Origin of the sequence: Herbaspirillum rubrisubalbicans (assembly GCF_003719195.1) — a bacterium.
GTDB classification, from domain to species: domain Bacteria; phylum Pseudomonadota; class Gammaproteobacteria; order Burkholderiales; family Burkholderiaceae_D; genus Herbaspirillum; species Herbaspirillum rubrisubalbicans.
Window position 1 is genome coordinate 2587928 of record NZ_CP024996.1, and the last position, 23530, is coordinate 2611457.

19 protein-coding genes are annotated in these 23530 nt (G+C 63.9%); 7 read left to right on the forward strand and 12 right to left on the reverse strand.

The genetic code is table 11. The features are described from left to right. The first annotated feature begins 97 nt into the window (after positions 1 to 97). Positions 98 to 1399 (forward strand): MFS transporter, encoded by a 1302-nt coding sequence (tcuC, locus tag RC54_RS11680; RefSeq protein WP_058895413.1) that lies wholly within the window; start codon positions 98 to 100, stop codon positions 1397 to 1399. A gap of 24 nt (positions 1400 to 1423) precedes the next feature. Here tcuC and RC54_RS11685 read toward each other — a convergent pair whose 3' ends face one another. Beyond that, positions 1424 to 2197: a lysozyme inhibitor LprI family protein gene (locus RC54_RS11685; RefSeq protein ID WP_244216472.1), complete on the reverse strand. Its 774-nt coding sequence runs from the start codon at positions 2195 to 2197 to the stop codon at positions 1424 to 1426. 215 nt (positions 2198 to 2412) lie between these two features. On the opposite strand from RC54_RS11685, the gene RC54_RS11690 reads away from it, so the two are divergent. Beyond that, on the forward strand, positions 2413 to 4821 hold the full coding sequence (locus RC54_RS11690) for a DNA polymerase II (protein ID WP_061789141.1): 2409 nt from the start codon (positions 2413 to 2415) through the stop codon (positions 4819 to 4821). 113 nt (positions 4822 to 4934) lie between these two features. On the opposite strand, the gene RC54_RS11695 is transcribed toward RC54_RS11690, so the two are convergent. Together RC54_RS11695 and RC54_RS11700 are read right to left on the reverse strand one after the other, a co-directional pair. Then, positions 4935 to 5132 (reverse strand): hypothetical protein, encoded by a 198-nt coding sequence (locus RC54_RS11695; RefSeq protein ID WP_061789140.1) that lies wholly within the window; start codon positions 5130 to 5132, stop codon positions 4935 to 4937. 66 nt (positions 5133 to 5198) lie between these two features. Next, positions 5199 to 6440, reverse strand: coding sequence for a multidrug effflux MFS transporter (locus RC54_RS11700; protein WP_058895417.1), 1242 nt, complete (start codon positions 6438 to 6440; stop codon positions 5199 to 5201). A 331-nt stretch (positions 6441 to 6771) separates the two neighbouring features. Here RC54_RS11700 and RC54_RS11705 point away from each other — a divergent pair, with 331 nt between their 5' ends. Then, a complete protein-coding gene (locus RC54_RS11705) occupies positions 6772 to 8493 on the forward strand; it encodes a methyl-accepting chemotaxis protein (RefSeq protein ID WP_058895418.1) in 1722 nt (573 codons plus the stop codon). Between the two features lie 34 nt (positions 8494 to 8527). Here RC54_RS11705 and RC54_RS11710 read toward each other — a convergent pair whose 3' ends face one another. From RC54_RS11710 to RC54_RS11735, 6 genes are read right to left on the reverse strand one after another with little or no spacing between them, the layout of a single operon-like run. Then, positions 8528 to 8914 carry a hypothetical protein gene (locus RC54_RS11710; protein ID WP_058895419.1) on the reverse strand — a complete coding sequence of 129 codons (387 nt, stop codon included), beginning with the start codon at positions 8912 to 8914 and terminating at the stop codon, positions 8528 to 8530. After that, positions 8914 to 9300: a hypothetical protein gene (locus RC54_RS11715; RefSeq protein ID WP_058895420.1), complete on the reverse strand. Its 387-nt coding sequence runs from the start codon at positions 9298 to 9300 to the stop codon at positions 8914 to 8916. The genes RC54_RS11710 and RC54_RS11715 overlap by 1 nt, the downstream gene beginning before the upstream one ends. A 44-nt stretch (positions 9301 to 9344) precedes the next feature. After that, entirely contained in the window at positions 9345 to 10676 is a 1332-nt protein-coding gene (locus RC54_RS11720) for a carbohydrate porin (RefSeq protein WP_244216473.1), read from the reverse strand. Positions 10677 to 10713: 37 nt separating this feature from the next. Next, positions 10714 to 12195, reverse strand: coding sequence for an efflux transporter outer membrane subunit (locus RC54_RS11725; protein WP_231739078.1), 1482 nt, complete (start codon positions 12193 to 12195; stop codon positions 10714 to 10716). A 13-nt stretch (positions 12196 to 12208) separates the two neighbouring features. Beyond that, on the reverse strand, positions 12209 to 15313 hold the full coding sequence (locus tag RC54_RS11730; protein WP_058895423.1) for an efflux RND transporter permease subunit: 3105 nt from the start codon (positions 15311 to 15313) through the stop codon (positions 12209 to 12211). Beyond that, complete coding sequence (locus RC54_RS11735; protein WP_061789138.1) at positions 15306 to 16451, reverse strand: efflux RND transporter periplasmic adaptor subunit; 1146 nt, start codon at positions 16449 to 16451, stop codon at positions 15306 to 15308. The genes RC54_RS11730 and RC54_RS11735 overlap by 8 nt, the downstream gene beginning before the upstream one ends. A 237-nt stretch (positions 16452 to 16688) precedes the next feature. Here RC54_RS11735 and RC54_RS11740 point away from each other — a divergent pair, with 237 nt between their 5' ends. Further along, a complete protein-coding gene (locus tag RC54_RS11740; RefSeq protein WP_058895425.1) occupies positions 16689 to 17366 on the forward strand; it encodes a response regulator transcription factor in 678 nt (225 codons plus the stop codon). A gap of 2 nt (positions 17367 to 17368) precedes the next feature. Further along, on the forward strand, positions 17369 to 18790 hold the full coding sequence (locus RC54_RS11745) for a sensor histidine kinase (protein WP_061789137.1): 1422 nt from the start codon (positions 17369 to 17371) through the stop codon (positions 18788 to 18790). Positions 18791 to 18833: 43 nt separating this feature from the next. Here the strand turns inward: RC54_RS11745 and RC54_RS11750 are convergent, their stop codons facing one another. The 3 genes from RC54_RS11750 to RC54_RS11760 all read right to left on the reverse strand — a co-directional run bounded on the left by RC54_RS11750 (position 18834) and on the right by RC54_RS11760 (position 21503). Then, positions 18834 to 19400: a cytochrome b gene (locus tag RC54_RS11750; protein WP_058895427.1), complete on the reverse strand. Its 567-nt coding sequence runs from the start codon at positions 19398 to 19400 to the stop codon at positions 18834 to 18836. A gap of 79 nt (positions 19401 to 19479) precedes the next feature. Continuing rightward, positions 19480 to 20835, reverse strand: coding sequence for a sensor histidine kinase (locus RC54_RS11755; RefSeq protein WP_061789136.1), 1356 nt, complete (start codon positions 20833 to 20835; stop codon positions 19480 to 19482). Further along, positions 20832 to 21503: a response regulator transcription factor gene (locus tag RC54_RS11760; RefSeq protein ID WP_061789135.1), complete on the reverse strand. Its 672-nt coding sequence runs from the start codon at positions 21501 to 21503 to the stop codon at positions 20832 to 20834. Before RC54_RS11760 ends, RC54_RS11755 begins: the two co-directional genes overlap by 4 nt. A 155-nt stretch (positions 21504 to 21658) precedes the next feature. On the opposite strand from RC54_RS11760, the gene RC54_RS11765 reads away from it, so the two are divergent. Together RC54_RS11765 and RC54_RS11770 are read left to right on the forward strand one after the other, a co-directional pair. Beyond that, positions 21659 to 22270 (forward strand): TetR/AcrR family transcriptional regulator, encoded by a 612-nt coding sequence (locus tag RC54_RS11765; protein ID WP_061789134.1) that lies wholly within the window; start codon positions 21659 to 21661, stop codon positions 22268 to 22270. 159 nt (positions 22271 to 22429) lie between these two features. Then, positions 22430 to 23326 carry an alpha/beta fold hydrolase gene (locus RC54_RS11770; RefSeq protein ID WP_061789133.1) on the forward strand — a complete coding sequence of 299 codons (897 nt, stop codon included), beginning with the start codon at positions 22430 to 22432 and terminating at the stop codon, positions 23324 to 23326. The last annotated feature ends 204 nt before the right edge of the window (positions 23327 to 23530 follow it).

Genomic DNA, 23530 nt, shown 5'->3' on the forward strand with positions numbered 1-23530 from the left:
CGGGTGGTGGTATTGCTGCCACCTCCGGGGCTTTGCATCTCTCGCTACTTCCACGGCGACACCGCGTCGCCGACAACAACATCAAGGAGACCTCATCATGAGCACCCACCCCCACGTGCGCGGTTCGCGCGCAGGCGCCGTCCTGCGCGTGACCAGCGGCAATTTTCTGGAACAGTTCGATTTCTTCCTGTTCGGCTTCTATGCCACCCACATTTCCAAGGTGTTCTTCCCGGCCAGCAGTGAATTCGCCTCGCTGATGCTGACCTTTGCGGTGTTCGGGGCCGGCTTTCTGATGCGTCCGCTGGGTGCCATCATTCTGGGGGCCTACATCGATGAAGTGGGCCGTCGCAAGGGGCTCATCGTCACGCTCTCCATCATGGCCAGCGGCACCATCCTGATCGCCTGCGTACCCGGCTACGCCAGCATCGGTCTGCTGGCACCGCTGCTGGTACTGGCCGGACGGCTGTTGCAGGGCTTCTCGGCCGGTGCCGAGTTGGGCGGGGTGTCGGTCTACCTGGCCGAGATGGCTACACCCGGGCGCAAGGGTTTCTATACCGCCTGGCAATCGGCCAGTCAGCAGATCGCCATCGTGGTGGCGGCGCTGATGGGCTATGCCCTCAATGCCTGGTTGGATGCAGCGCAGATTGCCGCCTGGGGCTGGCGCATTCCCTTCTTCGTGGGTTGTCTCATCGTGCCCTTCATCTTCTTGCTGCGCCGCTCGCTGCAGGAGACCGAGGCCTTCCAGGCGCGCGCCCATCGTCCCGCACTGGGCGAGGTCTATCGCACCATGCTGGCCAACTGGAAGACGGTGATTGCCGGGATGCTGCTGGTGGCCATGACCACCACCACCTTCTATCTCATCACAGTCTATACCCCCACCTTCGGTCGCGCGGTGTTGAAGCTCTCGACCCAGGCCAGCCTGGTGGTGACCTTGCTGGTGGGCCTGTCCAATTTCTGCTGGCTGCCCATCGGCGGCATGGTGTCGGACCGCATCGGTCGTCGTCCGGTGCTGCTGGCCATTACCGTGCTGGCCATCCTGACGGCCTATCCAGCTTTGTCGTGGCTGGCCGCCGCGCCCAGTGTCGAGCGCATGTTGCTGGTGCTGCTGTGGCTATCCTTCTTCTTTGGCATGTACAACGGTGCCATGGTGGCCGCGCTCACCGAGATCATGCCGGAACAGATCCGTGTGGCCGGATTCTCGCTGGCCTTCAGCCTGGCCACGGCAGTCTTCGGCGGTTTCACGCCGGCCATCTCGACCTGGCTCATCGAGCTCACCGGCGACAAGGCCGCACCCGGTCTGTGGCTGACCTTCGCGGCCCTGTGCGGGCTGCTGGCCACCTTGATTCTCTATCGTGGCCAGGCGGTGGCGATGCGGGCGACCGCCTCGCGTGCCGGTTGAGTACAGTGGGCGCCGTACGCAGCCTTAACGCGACAGCGAGGGCGCCAGCAAGCCATTGACCGCATCGCTGACGATGAGCGCCGGCAGCGAGCCGCGTTCATTGTCGACGATCACCGTATCCTTTTCGATGTCGCCCGGCAGCGCCAGTTGCGAGATGTAGTGGCAGTCGGCGCTGCAGGTGTAGCGCAGCACGGTGTTGCCGCGCACCGCCTCCAGGATGTACTGGCCGTTTTCCACGCCGTAGTAACGCACTGCCACCAGCGGCTGCGCATCGCTGGCCTGGGGATCGCGGTAGAAATACTGGCCGTGTTCAGCCCGCGTGTAATGCGGCCAGGGCGAGGCGCCATTCGGGGCCACGCCTTCGATCTGGCGGTCGTTCAGTCTCAGTTGCAAGGGTGGGGCAGCCGGGGGAATGGGCGCGGCGGGGGCGAGTGAAGCCAGGGCCGGCGCGGCAACGGAGGCCGTCACCGGCTCGGCCTGCGCCTGCAGCTCGGCCTGGCGTCGCTGATACCAGGCCAGCAGGCAATCGCGATCATGGCAATGATGTTCGCGCCAGAGCCACTGGGCGTCGCTGGCGGCGCGAAAGGCACGCACATCGGTGGCGGCCCGACGGGCCTGGCGGTAGGCGTGTCCCAACTGATCATCCAAGGCCGAGAGCTGAGGATCGTGGCAGATGGTTTTTTCATTGGCTGAGCCGGCCTTGCTGCAATCGAAGCTGGCGGCTTGCGCGGTCGGGGCCTTGAAGCTGGCCAGCAGGGCCGCGCTGCTGAACAGGAGAACGAGGGGCAGGGCTTTCATGGCGAGACTCTCCGTATTGCTGGAACTGATGGGGCGCCAGCATGGCACCGCCACCACGCCGCCAAAACGCGGAGAAGAAAGGGATTTTTTCCAAAATCTTTGCACCTGAAAAAGCGCGTTGGGCATTCTTCACAATCGATGCTTGCGGCGTTTGCGCAAGGGCCGGCACATCCAAGTAGAATCGCGGTCTTCAACCACATCAAGTAGTCAATCCGGTGACCGTCGCACAGGACCATTTGCCCCCGTCGCAGCTACGCCCAGGCGAGCGCGCCGGTTTCATCGTATCGCGCCATTGGCGCGATACGCCGGCCGGGGTCGAGATCGAACTATGGCTGGCCACCGACGACGGGCCACAATGCCTGCGTCTGCCACCGCAACCGGCCGTGGCCTTCGTGCCGCAGGAACAGGCCGAGCGGGTGCAGGCGTTGATCCAGGACGAACGCGGCATGGAGTTGCGCCCGCTGGAGCATTTGAAGGATTTCAGCCAGCGTCCGGTGCTGGGTTTGTATGCGCGCCAGTACCGCAAGCTGCTGAAGATGGAAAAGACCCTGCTGGCCGCCGGTATTGCCGTCTATGAAGCCGACATCCGCCCGCCCGAGCGCTACCTGATGGAGCGCTTCATCAACGCACCGTTGGCCTTCCAGGGCGTGGATGACGGTCACGGCGCGCTGGTCGAAGCGCGCATCCGCCCCTTGCCGGGCTATCGGCCACCCCTGAAGCTGGCCTCGCTGGATATCGAAACCAGTTGGCAGGGCGAGCTCTACAGCATCGCCATCGAAGGCTGCGGCCAGCGCAGCGTCTATGCACTGGGACCACCCAGCGGGGCGGTCGAGGCGGTGGATTTCGAGCTGCAGTTCTGCGCCACGCGCAAGGAGCTGATCGACTGCCTCAATGCCTGGATGGCACGTCACGACCCGGATGCCATCATCGGCTGGAACCTGGTCCAGTTCGACCTTAATGTATTGCAAAAGCAAGCGCAGAAATACCAGACCACGTTGCGCCTGGGCCGTGCCGGGCGCGTGCTGGAGTGGCGCCAACACGGCCTGCGCGCCAACCACCTGCTGGTGAGTGCGCCTGGCCGGCTGGTGATCGATGGTATCGAAAGTCTGCGCTCGGCGTTCTGGAACTTTCCCTCCTTCAGCCTGGAAAACGTGGCGCAATCGCTGCTGGGCGAGGGCAAGGCGATTGCCACGCCCTACCAGCGCATGGATGAGATCGACCGCATGTTTGCCGAGGACAAGGCAGCCCTGGCTACCTACAACCTCAAGGATTGCGAGCTGGTCACGCGCATCTTTGCCAAGACCGAAATCCTCTCCTTCCTGCTGGAACGCGCCAGCGTCACCGGCCTGCAGGCCGACCGCAGCGGCGGCTCGGTGGCCGCCTTCACCCATCTCTACCTGCCGCATATGCATCGCAAGGGCTATGTGGCGCCCAACCTGGGTGAGGCCGAAGCGCTGGCCAGTCCGGGCGGCTTCGTCATGGATTCTCGCCCGGGGCTGTATGACTCGGTGATCGTGCTGGATTACAAGAGCCTGTATCCCAGCATCATCCGCACCTTCCTGATCGATCCGGTGGGCTTGGTCGATGGCACCCTCAATGAACCGGAGGCGCAGACCGTGCCTGGTTTCAACGGGGCGCGCTTTTCGCGCCGGAGCCATAGCCTGCCGGCCATCATCGAACAGATCTGGCAGGGCCGCGAAGTGGCCAAGGCCCAGGGCAACAAGCCCTTGCAGCAGGCGCTGAAGATCATCATGAATTCCTTCTACGGAGTCCTGGGCTCGACCGCCTGCCGCTTCTTCGATTCGCGCCTGGCCTCATCCATCACCCGGCGCGGTCACGAAATCATGCATCGCACGCGCGAGCTGATCGAGCAGCAGGGTGTCGAAGTGATCTATGGCGACACCGATTCCACCTTCGTCTGGCTACGCAAACCCCATGACGATGCGCAGGCGCGCCAGATCGGCCTGCAACTGACCGCGCTCATCAATGACTGGTGGCGCCGACATCTATCCGAGCAATATGGGTTGGAGAGTGCGCTGGAGCTGCAGTTCGAGGTGCATTACCAGCGCTTCCTGATGCCCAACATCCGCGGTTCCGATACCGGCAGCAAGAAGCGTTACGCCGGCTACGTGCGCAGCGCCGATGGCCAGGACAAGGTCACCTACAAGGGGCTGGAAACGGTACGCACCGACTGGTCGCCGCTGGCCCAGCGCTTCCAGCAGGCGCTGTACCTGCGCATCTTCCGCGGCGAACCCTATCGTGACTTCATCACCGGCTACGTGGCCGATCTGCTGGCTGGGCGACTGGATGAACTGCTGGTCTATCGCAAGCGCCTGCGGCGCCAGCTCGACCATTACGAAAAGAACGTGCCGCCCCATGTGCGCGCGGCGCGCCTGGCCGATCAGGTCAATGAAGAGGGCGGGCGGCCCCTGCAATACCAGCAAGGGGGCTGGATCAACTACGTCATGACCACGGCCGGCCCGGAACCGCTGGAAAAGCGCCGCGCCGCCATCGACTATGCGCACTACCTGGAGCGCCAACTGGCGCCGGTAGCCGATGCCATCCTGGTGTTCGTGGGCGACAGCTTTGCCGCAGTGACTTCACCCCAGCAGGAATTGTTTTAAATTGTTTTAATTTTTTTGTGGTTTTCCGAAGTCCTCTGACCTCTGATCTCTAATGAAAAAGGGCCGGATTCAGAGAATCCAACCCTTTCATGCCGCAACGGGATCAGCAGTGTTTAGCGGTGATAGGTATCGCGCTCATGCGCTTGCGCACGTTCATTGCGCACCTTCACCCGCACCGGCTGACGCGCCGCTTTGTGATAGACCGATTGCCAGACGAACAAGCCGAAGCCCAGCGCGCCCGCCAACAGGTACAAGGCATAGAAAGCCGCGAGGTAGCTAGCGTAGTGCAGCAGGGTGGGGATGATGGCCATGGCGTTCTCCTGAGAATGAATCAGTGTCGATGGCCCCATCGTATGCCTGCTGTGCGTGGTCGGCTATCAGGGTTTTTCTGATAGGCCGGTTGGCAACACTGCCGCTGTCGGCACCTGCAGGTGATGCAGCAGCTTGCCCACCATGGCCACCACCGTCAGCGCGACGATGCAAAAGAACACGGCCAGGGGCGTAAGGCTATGGATGGATACGAAACCGGCCAGCCCCATCATGGCCGACGACACCAGCAGCAGCGCAAAGCCCAGGATGGCGCTGGTCAGGCCGGCAATGTGCGGGAAGATGGAATTGCCCTTGGCCATCAGCGTCGGATACATCGCGCCGGCGCAGAAAGCCATCACCAGCACCGGCACGATCAAAGTCCACACTCGCAAGCCCAGGCCCAGTGCCAATGCCAGCATCACGAAAGCGGCCAGCGTCATGACCCGCGCGCCGATGCGCAGGCGCTGCTCGGCGGTGGGTAGGCGAGGGTGGTGCAGGCGGTTGGAAATGCCACCCAGGAAATACATCATGCCAATGGCCAGGGCCAGGTAACCGAAGAAGGTCGGTGGCTGCTGCAGGGTGTTTTGCACCATGAAGGGCCCGACGATGTTGAACACCAGCAGGATGCTGTAGCACAGGCCCTGCGCCAGGAAGCAGCTCTGGAACACCGGGCTGGCCAGCACCAGGCGGGCATTCTTGAACAGCGTGCCCGGATGCAGGTGCACCGGCTGGGCCAGGGTTTCACGGTAGCGCCACAGGATGACCCACATCCCCAAGGAATAGACCAACAGGAATACCAGGCAGGAGCGCCAGCCAAAGGCTTCCTGCAGGTGCGCGCCGATCACCGGCGCCACGATGGGCGCTAGCCCCCAGGCGGTGGCCATGTAGGTGTAGGCATGGATCAGGGTTTGCCCGCTGAAGGAGTCGGTGATGATGGCCTTGGCCAGCAGGTTGGTGGCGGCAATGCCAAAGCCTTGCAGCACCCGCGCGGCGACGAAGGTTTCCAGGTTGGGTGCTGCCAGCGAGAGCACGCAGCCCAGCGTGAACAGGCCCAGGCCCAGCATCAGGACGCGCTTGCGGCCATAGGCGTCGGCCAGCGGGCCGAACACCAGTTGACCGAAGGCATAGGCGATCAGGTAGGCGGTCACGCTGATCTGGATGGCCTGGGCCGAGGTGCCGTAGTCGATGGCCATCTTCGGCAAGGCCGGCACGTACAGGTCGATGGCCAACTGACCGGCCGAGGCGAAGGCACAGATCAGGAACAGCAGGAAACGCGGGTGGTTGGGAGGATGCTTGGCGAGGGTGCTCATGGAAAGGGGGAAGGATGCTGCATCAGTAGGACCGCTATTGTGAACCTTGATGCGGTTTTCTGCTGACGCTCACCTGATCGTGAGCAAACTGTCTCTGATAGCAAGAATATGGGCTGATGTTTTTGTCATTAAACAGGATAGTTTTAGAGAGAAATTCAAATTTATTCGAGAGAAAAAACGAAGTAATTCGAGATTGTTCCAGCATATTTTTGTCATTCCGCCCAAGTCCTTCTGCCCCACGTATCGTCCCCCCTGCCGGCCCGCCAAGCACAGCCCATCAGGCTGTAGGCGCAGAGGCTGCTGCATCTACAGACGAACAGGGAGGGAAAAGATGTCCATTTACAAACGTTTTTCGATCAGGCAGATCTTGCTGGCGCTGACGGTCTCCGTGGTGCTCATCATGGCGCTGCTGGTGGCCGTGGCGGTGGCCGAGGCGCAGGCCAACCATGTCCTGGCCGAAGCCCACGCGCGGCATCATCTGTCCCAGCAACTGGCCAGTGAACTACGCCAGAGTTCGGACGACCTCACGCGCCTGGCGCGTACCTATGTGGTGACCGGCAACCCCGACTATGAGCAGCAATATCAGGCCATCCTGGATATCCGCGATGGCAAGCGGCCCCGCCCGCAGCACTACCAGCGCATCTACTGGGATCTGGTTGCCGCCGATGGCCAGCCGCCGCGCCCGGACAGCACGCTGACGGCTTCGCTGGAGAGCCTCATGCGCCAGGCCGGCTTCAGCCGGGCGGAAATGGACAAGCTGATGGAGGCCAAGAACAATTCCGACGCCCTGGTGGCTACCGAGACGCGTGCCATGCAGATGATCAAGGGGCGTTACCAGGATCAACAGGGGGGCTTTTTTCGTCTGGCCGAACCGGACCTGGAGCAAGCTCGCACGCTCATGCACGACCATGCCTACCATCTGGAGAAGGCCAGGATCATGCGCCCGGTCGACGATTTCCTGGCCATGCTGGAGGCCCGCACCACGTATGAGATCGCCCAGGCACAACAACGGGCCGATCGCCTCAATGTCCTCACCTATGTGTTGGCGGGGCTGGTGCTGGTGGTGCTGGCATTGAGCCTGGTGAGCCTGTATCGCCTGATTGCCGGGCCGCTGTCCCAGGCCGCCCAGGTGGCCACCCGCGTGGCGCAGGGCGATCTGAGCGGGGTCATCGAGGTCGAGCTCAAGGGCGAAACCGGGCAATTGCTCTCATCCCTGCAACACATGCGCCAGGGCTTGAGCCATATCGTGCGCCAGGTGCGGCAGAGTGCGCGGGTCATGCGCGGTTCGGCCGGCGACATCGCCGACGGCGCGCTGGATCTGGCCATGCGTTCGGAGCAGCAGGCCAGTTCGCTGCAACAGACGGCGGCGGCCATGGAGCAATTGAGCAGTACCGTGCAACAGAGCGCGCAACACGCCCGTCAAGCCAGTGCCCTGGCCGAGTCGGCAGCACGGGGAGCGGTCGATGGCGGGGCGGCGGTCAGCCAAGTAGTCGAGGCCATGAACGTGTTGCAGGGCGCGGCCGGACGTATCGTGGACATCATCTCGGTGATCGATGCCATCGCCTTCCAGACCAATATCCTGGCCTTGAACGCTGCCGTGGAAGCGGCTCGCGCTGGCAGCGAGGGCCGCAGCTTTGCCGTGGTGGCCAGCGAAGTGCGGGTTCTGGCGCAGCGCTCGGCGGACGCCGCGCATGAAATCAAGCGCCTGATCGGGGCCTCGGTACAGAGTATCGAAGAGGGCTGCCAGCGCGCTCAGGTGGCCGGTCAGACCATGCAGGAGGTGGTGAGCAAGGTCGACCGGGTCAGCCAGGTGATTGCCGAGATGGCCAGCGTGAGCGTGCAGCAGTCCGCCGGCGTAGTGCAGATCGCCCAGGCGGTGAGCGCCATGGATCAGGTGACCCAGCACAACGCCGTGCTGGTCCAGCAATCGGCGGCCGCCGCCGAGGCCATGCGCCTGGCCACCGAGCGCATGAGCAAGCTGGTCGGCGCCTTCCGGCTGGACCATGGCGATGTACCTGAGGATGATGGCCTGGTGATCGATATGGCGGCCTGAAGCGGCCAGTGCTACAGCGGCGACCTGGAATGGTTCAGACGATCTTGCAGGGGATCGTGGCGTCTTCGTCCAGGCTGTAGACGGCGCACAGCCGATGGTAGCCATCGGCCACCACGGTGCGCACGCCTTCCTGGCGCATCAGCAGCAGCGGCGAGAGCGGTGTGCCAGCCTTGATCTTCTGCACGTCCTTTTCGACATGGGCGTTGTTCATGCCCAGCGGCGAGAGGCCGGAGGCGCGCAGGATATCCTTGGCCTTGAAGCCGGACATCGGCGCAGCCCGCAGGCGCTGCACCAGGTCGGCGCTCTGCTTGTCGTCATAGAGCAGGTTCAGAAAGGACTGGGCCGCCGGGTAGTCGTGTTCCTCGGGCTGCGCCAGCCAGTGGATGGTGGTCTTGTCGTTCTTCTCGTTCTTGTCCGGCATCACTTGGCTCCTTCATGGTCGGGAAGATTCGTATCTTGCACGATGACGGCCAGTTCGTCATGGGAACATTGCCCCGCTTCGATCTCCACGCGTTGATGCAGCTGCAGCTTCATTGCCGAGGGGATCACGGCATACGTGGTGGTCTTGAAATGACTGGCCCAATGTTCATAGCGGATGACCGCAAAGCGGGTGCCCTCACGCAACTGCGTGAGGTGGCTGGCCACGCAGGGGGGCAGTAACCCGACCTGGGCTTGGGCATCGATGAAGCCTTGCACCACACCTACGGAGGTGTGAATGTCGGACGGGCTCGTCCATGAGCAGGCCGACAGGGCCAGCAGGGTCAGTATTGCCAGCAGCGTGGCGGTGTTCTTGCAGGACAGGGTCATGACTAGGTCTCCTAGCTTTGGGGGCGATGCAGGTAGCGCCCGTATCAGAATTCGGTATGCAGCCGCGCACCCAGTACCAGTACCGGCCCGCGGTCGGCGTTGTAGGCCGGGTTGAAGATCTTTTGCAGATCCAGCGCCACGGTGCTGTCCTTGGCCAGGCGCAGGTTGTAGTAGGCCTCCAGGATCTGCTCGGGCCGATAGTTGATGCGGCCATCGCCGATGAACACGCCCATGCCGCCCGCGGCCAGGTAATCCCGATGGGCCGCCGACAAGCCGTTGCGGATGAGCGCTACGCCCAGTACATCGTCGGCACGCTCCCAGCGCTGCCCGCTGATGGAGGCGCCCACCGTGAGGGAACGCTCGACCTCGGTAAAGGCATAGGTCTCGGTCTTGCCATCGTTCCAGCTGGCGCGCAAGAAGATGCCGATATCGGCGGCCAGGTTCTGTTCGGCCGAAAAGCCCAGGCCGTACTTGTCCTGTGGCTTGCGTACCGCCGCCACCGAGGGCGGGCCGCCATTGGCTGCGGCTGCGGCCAGGGCATCGCGGAAACTGCCGCTGACCACGCGGTTGTGGAATACCAGCAGGCGCAGCTTGCCCGGCTGGCCGCCGATCTGGTGGTCGTGCTCGATTTCGGCCTGGTCGCCGTAATGGCGCAAGATGCGGGTATCGAGTTGCTGGCCGTTGGATTGCTCCGGCACGAGGTAGCGACCATAGCGATACACCCAGTCCTGGTCGTAGTACTCAAGCGCCGCGCCCCAGGTGTAGCCGCGAGTATCGGCGGCGTAGTCGAATGCACCGTAGGTCAGGAGTGACCAGTTGAGGAACTGGGTGCGGCCATCGTGGGCGTAGGCGTTGTTGTCGAAGATATCGGTGATGGCGTAGTTGCCGGCAGTCACCACCACCCGACGCGCGCTGACGGTACTGGCCAGTTGGTTCTGGCCGGAATCCAGTCGGGTCGCCTCGCCGTCCAGGTTCCAGGTCTGGCGCAGGAACAGGCGGGCGCGATAGAAGGTGGGATTGGGGCCGGAGCTCTTCTGCTGCTCCGAATTGATCATCCCGCCCAGCCCGGTGAGGCCCGACATGGGCACCGATTGCACCACCTCGGGGTTGAAGTACAGTTCACTGCCGGGTGCCAGGCGCAGCCCGAAGAACAGCGTACCGGAGAAGGAATACGACTTCTCGGCCTGGGTGCCCAGACTGTTGGGGCCGCTGTAGGCAGCCTGGAAGGGCGACTTGCGTTGCCACACGTAGGTGGCCTGGCCATGCAGGTTCCAGTCTTCATCGCTGGATTCTTCTGTGGCCAGGGCCAGCACGGGCAGCGGCAGCAGTAGCGCCATCAGGTAGCGTTTCATGTGCATGGCTATGGCTGGCGACACGCTGGCCGCCTCTCCCTTTTTTTCATCGATGTCGCTGTTACAGATCCTGGTGCCACCAGCCGCCTCCGAGCGCCTGGAACAGCGCCACGGTATCGGCCAGTCGGCCTGCCTGCGCCTGCACGCGCGACTGGCTGGCCGTGAGCAGGTTCTGCTGTGCCAGCAGCACTTGCGGATAGCCGGCCAGGCCCGCCTTCCATTGCGCCTGAGCGGCATCGAAGCTGCGCTGGGCGGCGTCTTCGGCGCGGGCGGCGGCCTTTAAGGCATCGGCATCGGCAGCCATGGCGTGCAAGGTATCGGCCACGTTCTGGAACGCGCCCAGCACCACGCTGCGGTATTGCGCACTGGCCTGCTCCAAGCCGGCCTCGGCGGAGCGTTGCTGGTGCTGCAGGCTGCCGCCGTGGAAGATGGGCGTGGCCAGGTCCAGGCCCAGGGTCCAGAAGCCGGGACCGGACGTAAAGAGCTTGGAGATGTCCTGTGCCGAGCTGCCGATGGTGCCGGTGATGTTGAAGGCGGGCAGGCGATTGGCGATGGCCACCCCGACCTGGGCCGAGGCGGCCTGCCATTGCGCCTGGGCGGCACGCACGTCAGGACGCTGCTGCACCAGCGTGGAGGGCAGGCTCAAGGGCAATTCAGATGGCAGCTTCAGAGCTGACAAGGCCAGCGTGGGCGTGCCGCCTTGTCCGGGGAAACGACCGACCAGTACCGCGATCTGGTCGCGTTGCTGCGCCAGTTGCTTGCGCAGAGGCGGCAAGACCGCCTGGGCCTGGGCCAGCAGGCTTTCCTGGGCGGCCACGTCAGCCAGGCCCAGTGCCCCGAGTGCGCGCTGCTGGCGTACCAGTTCGAGCTGCTGCGTGGCCAGTGCCTCGGCCTTTTCGGCAGCCTGCAATTGTTCGCGCAGCGCGGCTTCGTTGACCACGGCCAGCACCACGTTCGATATCAGGGTCAGGTAGGTGGCATTGCGCTGGAAGCGCTGCACCTCGGCCTGGGCCCGACCGGCCTCGATCTGGCGCCGGGTGCCGCCGAAGATGTCGGGGCTGTAGGCGATGTTGAGCTGGGCGGTATGCAGGTTGTAGATGTAGCTGTTGTCGGCCAGCGGGCTGGCCAGGGTGTCGGCCACCTTCTGGCGTGTCGGCATGAAGTGCAGGTCGACACTGGGCAAGAGTGAACCACTTTGCGAGGCCGCCGTTTCGCGGGCGGCACGCAGCGCGGCCTGGGCCGCTTGCAGGTCGGCGTTGTGGGCCAGGGCGTCATCGACCAGGCTATCCAACACCGGCGAGCCGAAGGCCTTCCACCATTGGCCGGCCACATCCTGACCCGCGACGAAGCGCTGGCCGTCGATGGCCTGCGAGGCTTCGATATGTTCGGCGGTGTAGGCGCTGACCTGGGGCGCCGCCGGTTGCTTGAAATCCGGGCCGACGGCGCAGCCGCCCAGCGGCAGGCCGAAGCTCAGGCCCAGCGCGGTGGCGCCGGCCAGGCCGCGCCAGCGCAAGGGGAGGGAGGGAGACAATCTCAGGGACATGATGGGGGCATCCTCAACGGGCGTTGGCATGGTCATGCGGGGCGCTGCCGGCACGCTGGGCCAGCTTCGATTCGATCAGGTAGTACAGCGCTGGCAGCAGCACCAGGGTCAGCACGGTGGCGCTCATGAGCCCACCCACCACCACGGTCGCCAGCGGCCGTTGCACGTCGCTGCCCAGGCCATGGGCGATGGCGGCCGGCACCAGGCCGAGCGCGGCCACGGTGGCCGTCATCAGCACCGGTCGCATCCGTTCCAGCGCCCCGCCGATGACCGCCTCGCGCAAGGGCAGGCCGGATTGGCTGACCCAGCGGTTCAGGTTGGACATCATGATGATGGCGTTCAAGACCGCCACCCCGAATAGCGCAATGAAGCCCACCGCGGAAGAAACGTTCAGGGTCATGTCGCGCAGGTGCAGCGCCACCAGGCCACCCAGCGTCGCCAGCGGCACGCACAGCAGGATCAGTGCTGGCTGGCGCAGGTTCTTGAACTCGGCAAAGAGCAGCACGAACATGAAGGCCAGTGCCATCGGCAGGATCAGCGCCAGGCGTGACTGGGCCCGTTGCTGGTTCTCGAACTGGCCGCCCCAGGCGATCTCGTAGCGCGAATGGTCGTAGTGCACCTGCTGGGCGATGCGCGCCTTGGCGTCATCCAGGAAGGAAGCCAGGTCGCGGCCGCGCAGGTTCAGGCGCACGGTCAGATGACGGCGGTTCATTTCCCGGGTGATGGTGGTTTCGCCATCTTCCATGGTGATATGCGCCACCTGCGACAAGGCCACATGCGCGCCATTGGCGGCCACCAGGGTCAGGTTGCCCAGCGCTTCGGGGGTGGAGCGTGCGCCATCATTGAAGACTGCGGCCACGTTGTAGCTGCGTTCCTCGATGAAGACCTGGGTCACGGGGCTGCCGCCGATGCCGGTCTGGATCAGGGCCATGATGTCGGAGACGTTGATGCCCAGGCGGGCTGCTGCGGCACGATCCACGTTCACCCGCACCTGCGGCAGGCGCGGTTCCTGGTCGATCACCACGTCGGCCGCACCCGGTACGTCCTGCAACACGCCCTGGACCGCATTGGCCAGCACGCGCATTTCGCCGAAGTCATTGCCAAAGATTTTCACCGCCAGGTCGCTGTGCGAACCGGAAAGCTTGTCGAGCACGCCATCGATCATGGGCTGGGTAAAGCCGACATCGATGCCGGCCAGTTTCTTGTAGCGCTCCGACATGTGGGCGATCAGTTCCTGCTTGGTCCAGCCGGATTTCCATTCCGAATAGGGGTGCAGGGTCACCGCGCATTCGATGTGCGAAGGCGTGAAGGGATCGGTACCATCATCGTTGCGACCGACCTGGGTGACGATGTGCTCGACCTCAGGGAATTCATGGGTCGCCGCACGCAGGCGGTCGGCCAGTTCGCTAGCCTTGTCCAGCGAGATCCCCGGTGGCAGTTGCACCTGCAACCAGATCGACCCCTCATCCAGGTAAGGCAGGAAGTCGCGACCGATGGTCGCCCCCAGCACACCGATGGCTGCCAGGGTCAGTAGCGTGGCGGCCAGTACGAAGCGCGACTTGCCCACCAGTTTGTCCAGCACCTTGCGATAGCGTGGCTCCAGCCACACCAGCACCGGATTGTGGAACACCTTGACCGGTCGCCGATAGGCCATCCACGACAAGCCGGGCGTCAACAACAAGGCCACCAGCAGGGCGCCCACCAGGGCGAAGCCGACCGCGAAGGCCATTGGCGAGAACAGCTTGTATTCGATGCGCTGGAAGGCGAACAGCGGCAGGTAGGCGATGATGATGACCAACATGCCGAAGAAGATCGGGCGCGCCAGTTGGCGCATCAGGCGCAGCACGTCCTCACCGCTGATCTCGCCTTGCGGTCGCTCCTCGCGCAGGCGCAGGATGCTTTCCACCAGCACGATGGCGCCATCGACCAGGATGCCGAAGTCAATCGCCCCCAGCGAGAGCAGGTTGGCCGGAATATTGAAGTGGTGCATCAGGATGAAGGCCGTCAACAGCGACAGCGGAATCGTGATGGCCACGATGGCCGCCGCGCGCGGGCTGCCCAGGAACAGGAACAGCACCAGCGAGACCAGCAACATGCCTTCGACGAGGGTCTTGCCCACCGTGTGTACGGTCGCCTCGACCAGCTTGCTGCGGTCGATGTAGGGAACGATCTTCACATCCTTGGGCAGGATATGGTCGTTCAAGTCCTGCACCGCCGCGTGCACGCCGTCCATCACGCGCGAGGGGTTTTCATTCTTGAGCAACAGGGTGATGCCTTCGATGGCGTCGGACTGGTGGTCGATACCCAGCACGCCGTGGCGTTCCTGGTTGCCTAGCACCACGCGGCCCAGGTCCTTGACCAGCACCGGCACGCCATTCTTTTGCGACACCACGATGTTGCCCAGGTCATCGAGACTGCGGATCAGACCGACGCCACGAATGACCAGACCCTGTTCACCGCGCTTCATGATGCTGCCGCCGGCATTGGCGTTGTTGGCCGAGATGGCCTGGCTGATCTGGTTCAGCGAGGTGTTGTACTTGATCAGCTTGGCCGGGTCCAGTTCCAGCATGAACTGGGTGGTCAGGCCGCCGAAGTTGGAGACGTCCACCACGCCCGGCACCTGCTTCAAGCGCGGAATGACCTTCCAGAACTGCAGTTCGGACAGTTCGCGCAGGTCGCGTGTCTTCGATTGCAGGGTATAGCGGTAGATCTCGCCGATGGGCGAGGTCAGGGCATCCAGTCCCGGTTGTGCGCCGTAGGGCAGGCTGACCGCAGAGATGCGTTCCTGCAGGCGCTGGCGCGACCAGTAGTCTTCGGCGCCGTCATTGAAGACCACGGTGATCAGGGATAGGCCGAAGGTGCTTTCTGAGCGCATCACATGCATTCCCGGGGTGCCCATGATCTGGCGCTCCAGCGGGATGGTGATCTGCTGTTCCACTTCTTCGGCAGCCAGGCCATTGACCTGGGTCACCACTTGTGAGGTGACATCGGCAATGTCGGGATAGGCTTCAAGGGGCAGCTGGTTCCAGCAGTACCAGCCATACAACGCGGCCAGCAGGAACACCAGCTGGACGATGCCGCGCCGCTGGAAGCAGAGGGAGACAAGACGTTCAATCATTGAGCAGCACTCCATCCTTGACCACCACGCGGGTGCCGGCCTGCAGGCCATCGGTGACCTCGACGTCATTGCCCACCTGCGCGCCCAGCATGATCTTGCGGGCCTCGAACTTCCAGGGCGCGACCTCGACGAAGACACGATTGGCAAAGCCGCTTTGCACCACCGCCGTCATCGGCACCAGCAGGCCGGCATGGGCCTGCTCACGCAAGGTGGCCTGGGCGAACATGCCGGGCTTGAGTCGTTCATCGGTGTTGGTCACCAGGATGCGCACCTTCACGGTACGGGTATCCGGGTCCAGCACCTGGCCCACCGATTTGACCTTGGCCTGCAGCGGCTGGCCGGGATAGGCGTCCAGCGCGATCTCGGCATCCTGGCCGATGTGCAGGCGCGCCAGGTCTTTTTCCTGGGCGCTGGCGGTGACATAGACCGAAGACAGGTCGGCCACCGTCATCACTGAGGCGGTGTTGTCATTCCAGAAGCTGCCGACGGCGGCATTGAGCTCAATCACGTGACCGCTGACCGGCGCGCGCACGGCCAGCCTGGCAGAGCCGCCGGAGGCTGCCGTACCGCCCAGTGCGGCCACGCGGGCGTGAGCGCGGGCGGCTTCGCTGTCGGCTTGTTCATAGTCGCTTTGCGCCTGTTCCAGGTCGCGTCGCGCGGAGATGTTGGCCCGGTCCAGGCTGCGCTGGCGTTCCAGGTTGCGGCGCGTGAGGGCCAGCGTGGATTGCGCCTTGCGCTCATCGCTCACGGCCTGGGCCAGGTCCGAGGATTCGATCTCGAAGAGCACATCACCGGCCTTGACTGCATCGCCCAGCCGCTTCTGGATGCTCACGATACGTCCGGTGGTGGGCGGCAGGATCTTGGCCAGCCGTGCCGGATCGGCTTCCACCGAGGCCGGCAGGCTGAAGGGGATGGCGATGCTGCGCTGTTCGATCAAGGCGGTCTTCAGACTATCGCGCAAGGCCGACGCGGGAGGGATGACGATGGTCTCACCTTCATGAGTGAGTACGGGACTGGCGACCGGGCTCTTGACCTCATTGGCCATGAGCGGCAATACGCCGCGAACGGTCAGGGCAAGCGTGACGACTGCGCCGAGCAGGACGACCAGGCGCCTGCGCGTAAGGATGTTGTGGTTCATGGTGGCACCGTGGGCTGTGCGTGATGCGTGGAGATGGGGATGGGTGGTATCCCCCCGTGGCGTGAACGCCGATGCGTTTCGCGCTCGCCGCACCAGCCTGCGTGTGCTGTCGAGCTGCAGAAAACTTCGCTATGATAGGTGGCCCGAATGCAGCAGTTTCTGAATTGTTCTTCAGGAAGCGGACTTGCTGACAACGCTTTGGATAACGTTTTTGATGATCGATGGGACCAGGACTTCATGCATATCCTGCTGGTGGAAGATGACAAGAAAGCCGCACGGCTGCTGGCCCAGGGCTTGCAGGAAGAGGGCTTCGAGGTGGTCGTGGCGCACAGCGGCGAAGAGGCGCTGGCCCATCTCGGCAGCGCTTTCGATGTGGCCATCTTCGACCGCATGTTGCCCGGCATCGACGGCCTGACCCTGTGCCAGCGCGTGCGTCAGGCCCAGGTGCAATGGCCGATCCTGATGCTGACCGCACGCGACGCGTTGGGAGAAAAGGTCGAGGGCCTCAATGCCGGTGTGGATGATTACCTGGCCAAGCCCTTCGCCTTCGAGGAATTGCTGGCGCGCCTGCACGCCTTGCTGCGCCGTCCCAGCCAGCTTCAGGTGATGCATCTGCAACTGGCCGACCTGCGCATCGACCTGTTGGCCCATGAGGTGTTGCGCGACGGCCAGCGGCTCGATCTCACGCAAAAGGAATACGCGGTGCTGGTGCTGCTGGTGCGCCATGCCGGCAACGTGGTGAGCCGCCAGCAACTGGCCGAGCAAGTGTGGCACGCCGACCTCATTGCCATCGACAACCTGATCGATGTCCACATCAAGAACCTGCGCCGCAAGATCGATACCGAAGGTCGCCCGGCCATGATCGAAACCCTGCGCGGTCAGGGTTTTTGCATCCGACGCCAAGGGCAGCAATAATCATGGGATTCCGCAAACGCCTGTTGCTGGTCCACCTGATGGCGGTGGTGATGATCGTCACCTGCGCCGCCGCCACCGGCTGGTGGCTGCTGTCGGAATCAGTGCGAGGGCAACTGGATGCGGCGCTGCTGGCGCTGGGCGAGACCGAGGCCGGCCTGATTGCCGAAGGGCGCGACCCCTCGATCCACGTCCATGAGCCCAGTCCGGGTACTGCGCCGCCGTCGCTGGTGCGGCTGGATCGGCTGGTGCAGATCATTGATGCCGATGGTCACATCCTCGGGCGCAGCAACAACCTCGGCGCCGGCACGCTGCCGGTCTCGGCCAGCCTGCTCAAGCGATTGGCCCAAGGACAGACCGTCTTCGAGACCTTGCCCCATGCTAGCGAAGAACCGCTGCGCATGGTCTCGGTGCCGGTGCGTCTGGGCCAGCAGCGGTACGCGGTACTGGTGGCCGGTTCCCTGGATGATGCCGACCATATCCTGGGCTCGGCCGCCTTGCTCTTCGCCGGGCTGGCGGTGGCGCTGCTGGTGGCCCTGGCAGCGGCCAGTGCCTTGCTGACCAATCGCCTGTTCGGCACCGTGGACCGCATTGCGGCGCAGGCGCGGCGCATCAGCGACGCCAATCTCGGCGAACGCCTGGCCGACCCCGACAGCGACGATGAAATCGGGCATCTGGTGGACACCCTCAATTCCATGCTGGCGCGGCTGGAGCGGGCCTTCGAGCTGCAACGCAATTTCACCGCCAACGCGGCCCACGAGATTCGCTCGCCCTTGTCACGCCTGCGCACCGAGATCGAACTGGCCCTGCGCCGCCCGCGTTCGGCCGAGGATTATGTGGCGACCCTGCAATCCTGCCTGGATGAAGTGGGTGGGCTCACCAGCATGGTCGAGGAATTGCTGCAACTGGCGCGGCTGGATGCGGGGCAGGAGGGGCGCAGCATGGAGTGCATTGGCCTGGATTCCCTGGTGCGCGAAGCCCTGGCCCGCTGGCAGGGCGTGGCCGAGGCGCGCCGCATCCGCCTGGTCCTGCAGGCGCCGCAAGCGGTCCAGGCACGCATCGGCGAGCGGGCCGCCATGCTGGTGTTGAACAACCTGCTGGATAACGCCATCAAGTTCTCGCCACCGGATACCGCCATCGAGGTCAGCGTCAGCAGCGATGCCAGTGGTGCCACCCTGGTGGTGGCCGACCGCGGGCCGGGCGTGGCGGCCACCGACATGGGCCTGCTGTTCGAGCGTTTCTATCGTGGGCGCGCCTCGCAAGTGCAGCAGACCAGCGGCGCCGGGCTGGGACTATCCATCGTGCGCGCCGTGCTGGAGGGCTATGGCGCCAGCATCAGCCTGGGCAACCGCAGCGATGGCGCAGGGGCCGAATGCCGGCTGCATTTTCCTACCGTAGCGGACCAGGATCGTTGCGCATCGACATGAAAAAAGCCCGGCGCATGGGCCGGGCAGTTGGGGTGCTGCTGGTTCAGGGCTTGCCGGAAGACCGCAGCGACATGCGCTGCAGGATCGGCATCCGGTCGAACAGTTGGTGCCACAGCGCGCCCAGCACGTGCAGGCCGACCAGGAAATAGACCGCGTTGCCCATCAATTCATGCACTTCCTTGATCGGTCCGCGCAGGGCCATGTCCTTGGCCAGGATCACCGGCAGGGTCATGCCGAAGAACACCACATCGCGGCCACCAGCCTGGGTGAACAGGATGCCGGTCAGCGGCAGGCCGATCATCACGACATACAGCAGCAAGTGCACCGCGTGCGCGCCCAGGCGCTGCAACTTGGGCATGGGCAGCTCGGGCGGCACGCCCAGCATCTTGCGGGCGATCAGGCGCAGTATCACCAGGATCAGCACCAGTTGGCCGGCGTGCATGTGTACCGTGCGCAGCAGGTCGCGCAGTGGGTCGCCCTTGGGGATGTCTTCGCGATACTCGATGGTGGCCAGCGCCACCACGAAGAGCAGGAACATGACCCAGTGCAGGATCACGGAATAGGGGTGATAGCGGGTGGGTTGCGGGAGGGGATTGTCGATATTGTTCATTCGGATTCCTAGATGCACATCGGTAGCGAGATGGTAAACCCTGAAACTTAGTCCAAGATTAGCTTGCCTCAAAAAAACGTCACTCCGGCGCCGGAATATCCAACACCACCCGCAAACCGCGCTGCGCCACTGGATCGGCCATCTCCAGCCCAATGGTGATGCCCAGCCGCTGGGCCAGCGATTGCGCAATGGCCAGGCCCAGCCCGGAACCGGGCGCAGCGGACGGATCAAGCCGGTAGAAGGGCTCGAACACGCGCTCGCGCTCGGCGGCCGGGATGCCGGGGCCGTTGTCGGTGAGCTCCAGTCTTGCCATGCCAGGCCGGACCTGGGCGCCCGTCACCAGGGCCAGGCTGATGCAGCCACCGGCCGGGGTGTAGCGGATGGCGTTGTCGATCAGGTTGCTTAACAGTAATTGCAGGTCGGCCAGGCTGGTGTCCACCTCGGCGTCCAGGCTGCTGTCGACGCCCAGGTCGATGTCCTTGTGCTGGGCCAACGGTAATAAGTCTTCCAGCACCGGTCGCACCGCCTCGCGCAAGGCGAAGCGGCTGCGCGCCACTGGCTCGGTCATCCCTTGGGACTGGGTCCGCGCCAGGGCCAGCAATTGCGTCACCAGCGCCTTGCTGCGCTCGATACCGCTGCTCAGGCGTTGCAGACGTTCGCGGGCGGTGTCGGAGAGCTCGCTCTGTTGCAGCCGTTCTGCCTGCAAGGACAGGGCCGTGAGCGGTGTGCGCAATTCATGGGCGGCATCGGCCACGAAGCGGCGCTGGGTGGTCATGGCGTTCTGCACGCGGGTCAGCAGGCGGTTGATGGCTTCCACGAAGGGGGCGATTTCCGTGGGCAGGGCGGCCGTGGCAATGGGGGCGAGCTGGTCGTCGCGGCGCTGGTCGATCTCCTGGCGCAGGCTAGACAGCGGGGCGAACAGCTTGCGCACGATGCGGCGTAGCGCCAACAGCAGCACCGGCACCAGGATCAGCACAGGGAGCAGTGCGCGCCAGGCGCTTTGGTAGGCGATGCTATTGCGGGCGTCAGTTTCCTGCGCGAGCACGATGCGCCGGCCCGAGGGCAGCGGCTGGACGTAGACGCGGAAATCCTCGTGCACCATGAAGACGGTCTGGAAGCCATCCTTCAGCCCGGCCGGCAGCGGCAGTTCGTCCTTGACCCCGACCGTATCGGTATCGGTGTCTGGCCCGGGCAACCATTGCACGCTGATGCGCGATTCGTGATCGTTGCCCGGATAGCTACCCACCGCGCCCTCGGCTGGCAAGCTGCCGCCGACGCGGGCCAGCAGTGCGCCGACCTGCATGAGCAGGTCGTCCTGCACCCGGATGGACTCGCGGTAGGCACTGATGAAACCGAAGCCACCAGCCCCCACGGCCACCAGCAGGATGGCCAGCGTCAGCGCCAGCGACAGGCGTGCCTGGAGGGAGCGCCTCATGCGTGGCCGGTGTGGCGTGCGACCATCCATCCCATGCCCCTGACGTTCTTGATGGCGTCGCGGTCCAGTTTCTTGCGCAGTGAATGGATCAGGAATTCCACCGCATTGCTTTCCACTTCCTCACCCCAGCCATAGATGCGTTCTTCCAGTTCGGTGCGCGAGAGGATGGCGCCGGGACGACGCATGAGGGCCAGTAACAGCGCGAATTCACGGGCCGACAACGCCACCGGCGGCTGTTGCTGCCAGCGCGCGGTCTTGGCGGCCACATCCAGCGCCAACTGGCCGTTGTCCAGGACATCGGTGGCCGCACCCGACTTGCGCCGCATTACCGCGCGCAGGCGCGCCAGCAGTTCGCCCATGTCGAAGGGCTTGAGCAGGTAGTCGTCGGCACCGGTATCGAGCCCGGCGATGCGATCCTGCACGCCGTCGCGGGCGGTGATGATGAGCACCGGGATGGTCGAGTGGCTGCGCAGCTGGCGCAATACCGAGAGCCCATCGGCGCCGGGCAGGCCCAGGTCCAGCAGCACGGCCTCGTAATCCTGCTGCGCCAGTGCGGCCAGCGCACGGGCACCGTCGCTGACCCAGTCGGCCGCATAGGAAGCGTCCTTCAAGGCGCTACGCACTTCTTCGCCGATCATGGTGTCGTCTTCTACCAGCAGTATCCTCATCCCCTCGCTCCAGTGCACCGGGCGGCTTGCCCGGACGGCGATAGAGTAAGGCAAAAGGAGCGGCTACGGAACACTGTAGGGATGCAGACGCGCGCTTGTTGCTGCAGGATCTGTCCACACTTGAATATGGAAACGAATTGATCCATAATCGCGCAATGTCACAACTGTCCGCAAAAAACCAGCGTGGTCGCCCCCGGAAATTCGACTACGATGAAGTCCTTGAGCGCGCCATCCGCCTGTTCCGCCAGCGCGGCTATGGTGCGACCTCGATTGCCGACCTGGTCGAGGCCACCGGTCTGACGCGTGGCAGTCTCTACAAGGCTTTCAAGGACAAGAAATCCATCTACATGGCCGCATTCGAGCGCTATGTCGCCAGTGGTCACGAGCGCATCCGGGCCATTGCACGCGCCGAGGGCAGCGGTCGCGAGCGGGTTGCGCGCCTGCTGGCGCATTATCTGGAGCAATCCTCTGGAGAACCAGGCCGCCTCGGCTGCCTGGTGGTCGCCACCGGCGTGGAAGCCAGCGTACTGGAAGAAGAGATCGCGCAGTTGTTTGAACAGGCGCTCAAGCGCCTGGAAGCCGTCTTGGCCGAGTTGATCCGGGTCGGTATGGAAGATCACTCCATTGCCGCGCAGCTCAATGCTCCGGTGGCTGCCAAGTCCCTGCTGTGTTTCCTGCAAGGCTTGCGGGTGGTGGGCAAAAGCGATGCGCATCGCCCGCATTTGAACAAGAAGATGCTGGCCATGGCCATGAAGATGCTGGATTGAATGTGATTGAGTGCGAAGTGAGCCCTTGGCGTCTGCTGGACGCCGCTTTTTTTACCTAATTAGGAAACGATGTGATCCTATATAAATATCCCGTTTTGCGTCCTGTCGGCATGTTCGTCCTCCCTTTCCATCCAACGCACCCAAGCAAGAATTGAACCCATGAACCCTTCACACTACGAGAACGACATCGCGTTACACCACAAACTCATCGATGTCGATGGCATCCGCCTCCATTACGTCGAAGCCGGCACGGGCGCGCCGGTCCTGCTGATACCGGGCTGGCCGCAGAGCTGGTTTGCCTGGCGCGATGTGATCCCCCGCCTGGCGCGCGCCGGACGTCGGGTGATTGCCATTGACCCGCGCGGCATGGGCGATTCGGCCCATCCCCAAGACGGATTCACGCCCGGCATCGTGGCCGCTGAAATCCACCGCTTTGCCCAACTGACGGGATTGCTGGAAGCCGGCAAGCTGGATGTGGCCGGCCATGACGTGGGGGCCTGGATCGCCTATGCCTATGCGGCCGACTGGCCCGAGGATGTGCGCACCCTGAGCTTGCTGGATGCCGCCTTGCCGGGCATTTCTCCATTGCCCACCACGGAGATCCCCACGGATGAGATCAATAAACGGACCTGGCATTTTTCCTTCAATCGCCTGCCCGACCTGCCCGAGATTCTGGTCCGGGGACACGAGCGGCCATACCTGACGTGGTTGTTCACCCAGAAAGCGGCGCGCCCGTGGGTGTTTACGCCGGCGGTCCTGGATGAATACACGCGCATCTATACGCAACCCGGAGGAACCAGGGCGGCCTTTGCCTACTATCGGGAATCGTTCTCGCGCCAAGCGCTGCAGGCCAACCAGGCCAGGGCTGCCAGGAAACTGGAGATGCCGGTCATGGCCATCGGCGGGCAATTGTCAGTGGCATCCTCGCTGTTCCAGACCTTGCAAGGCATCGCCAGCAATGTATGCGGACAAGTCATTGCCGATTGCGGACATTTCGTCATGGAAGAGTGCCCGGAAGAGGTCGCAGCGCATCTGCTGGATTTCATCTCGGCCTGACAGGCTGGGCGGAGATAAAAGGCGGTTCGGGAAGCGTCAAGCGCAGGGGATGAAGCAGGGCAGGAAGTGAAGCAGATGAGTCCCCCCCGAGCTGCCGGCGCCGCGCCAGGCGGTCCGGTCTTTTCCCCCCTCCAGGGTGACTCATCTACAGCCAGCATTCTAGCGGGTACTTGTTGTCATGAAACTAGTCCAATTGGACTGGCT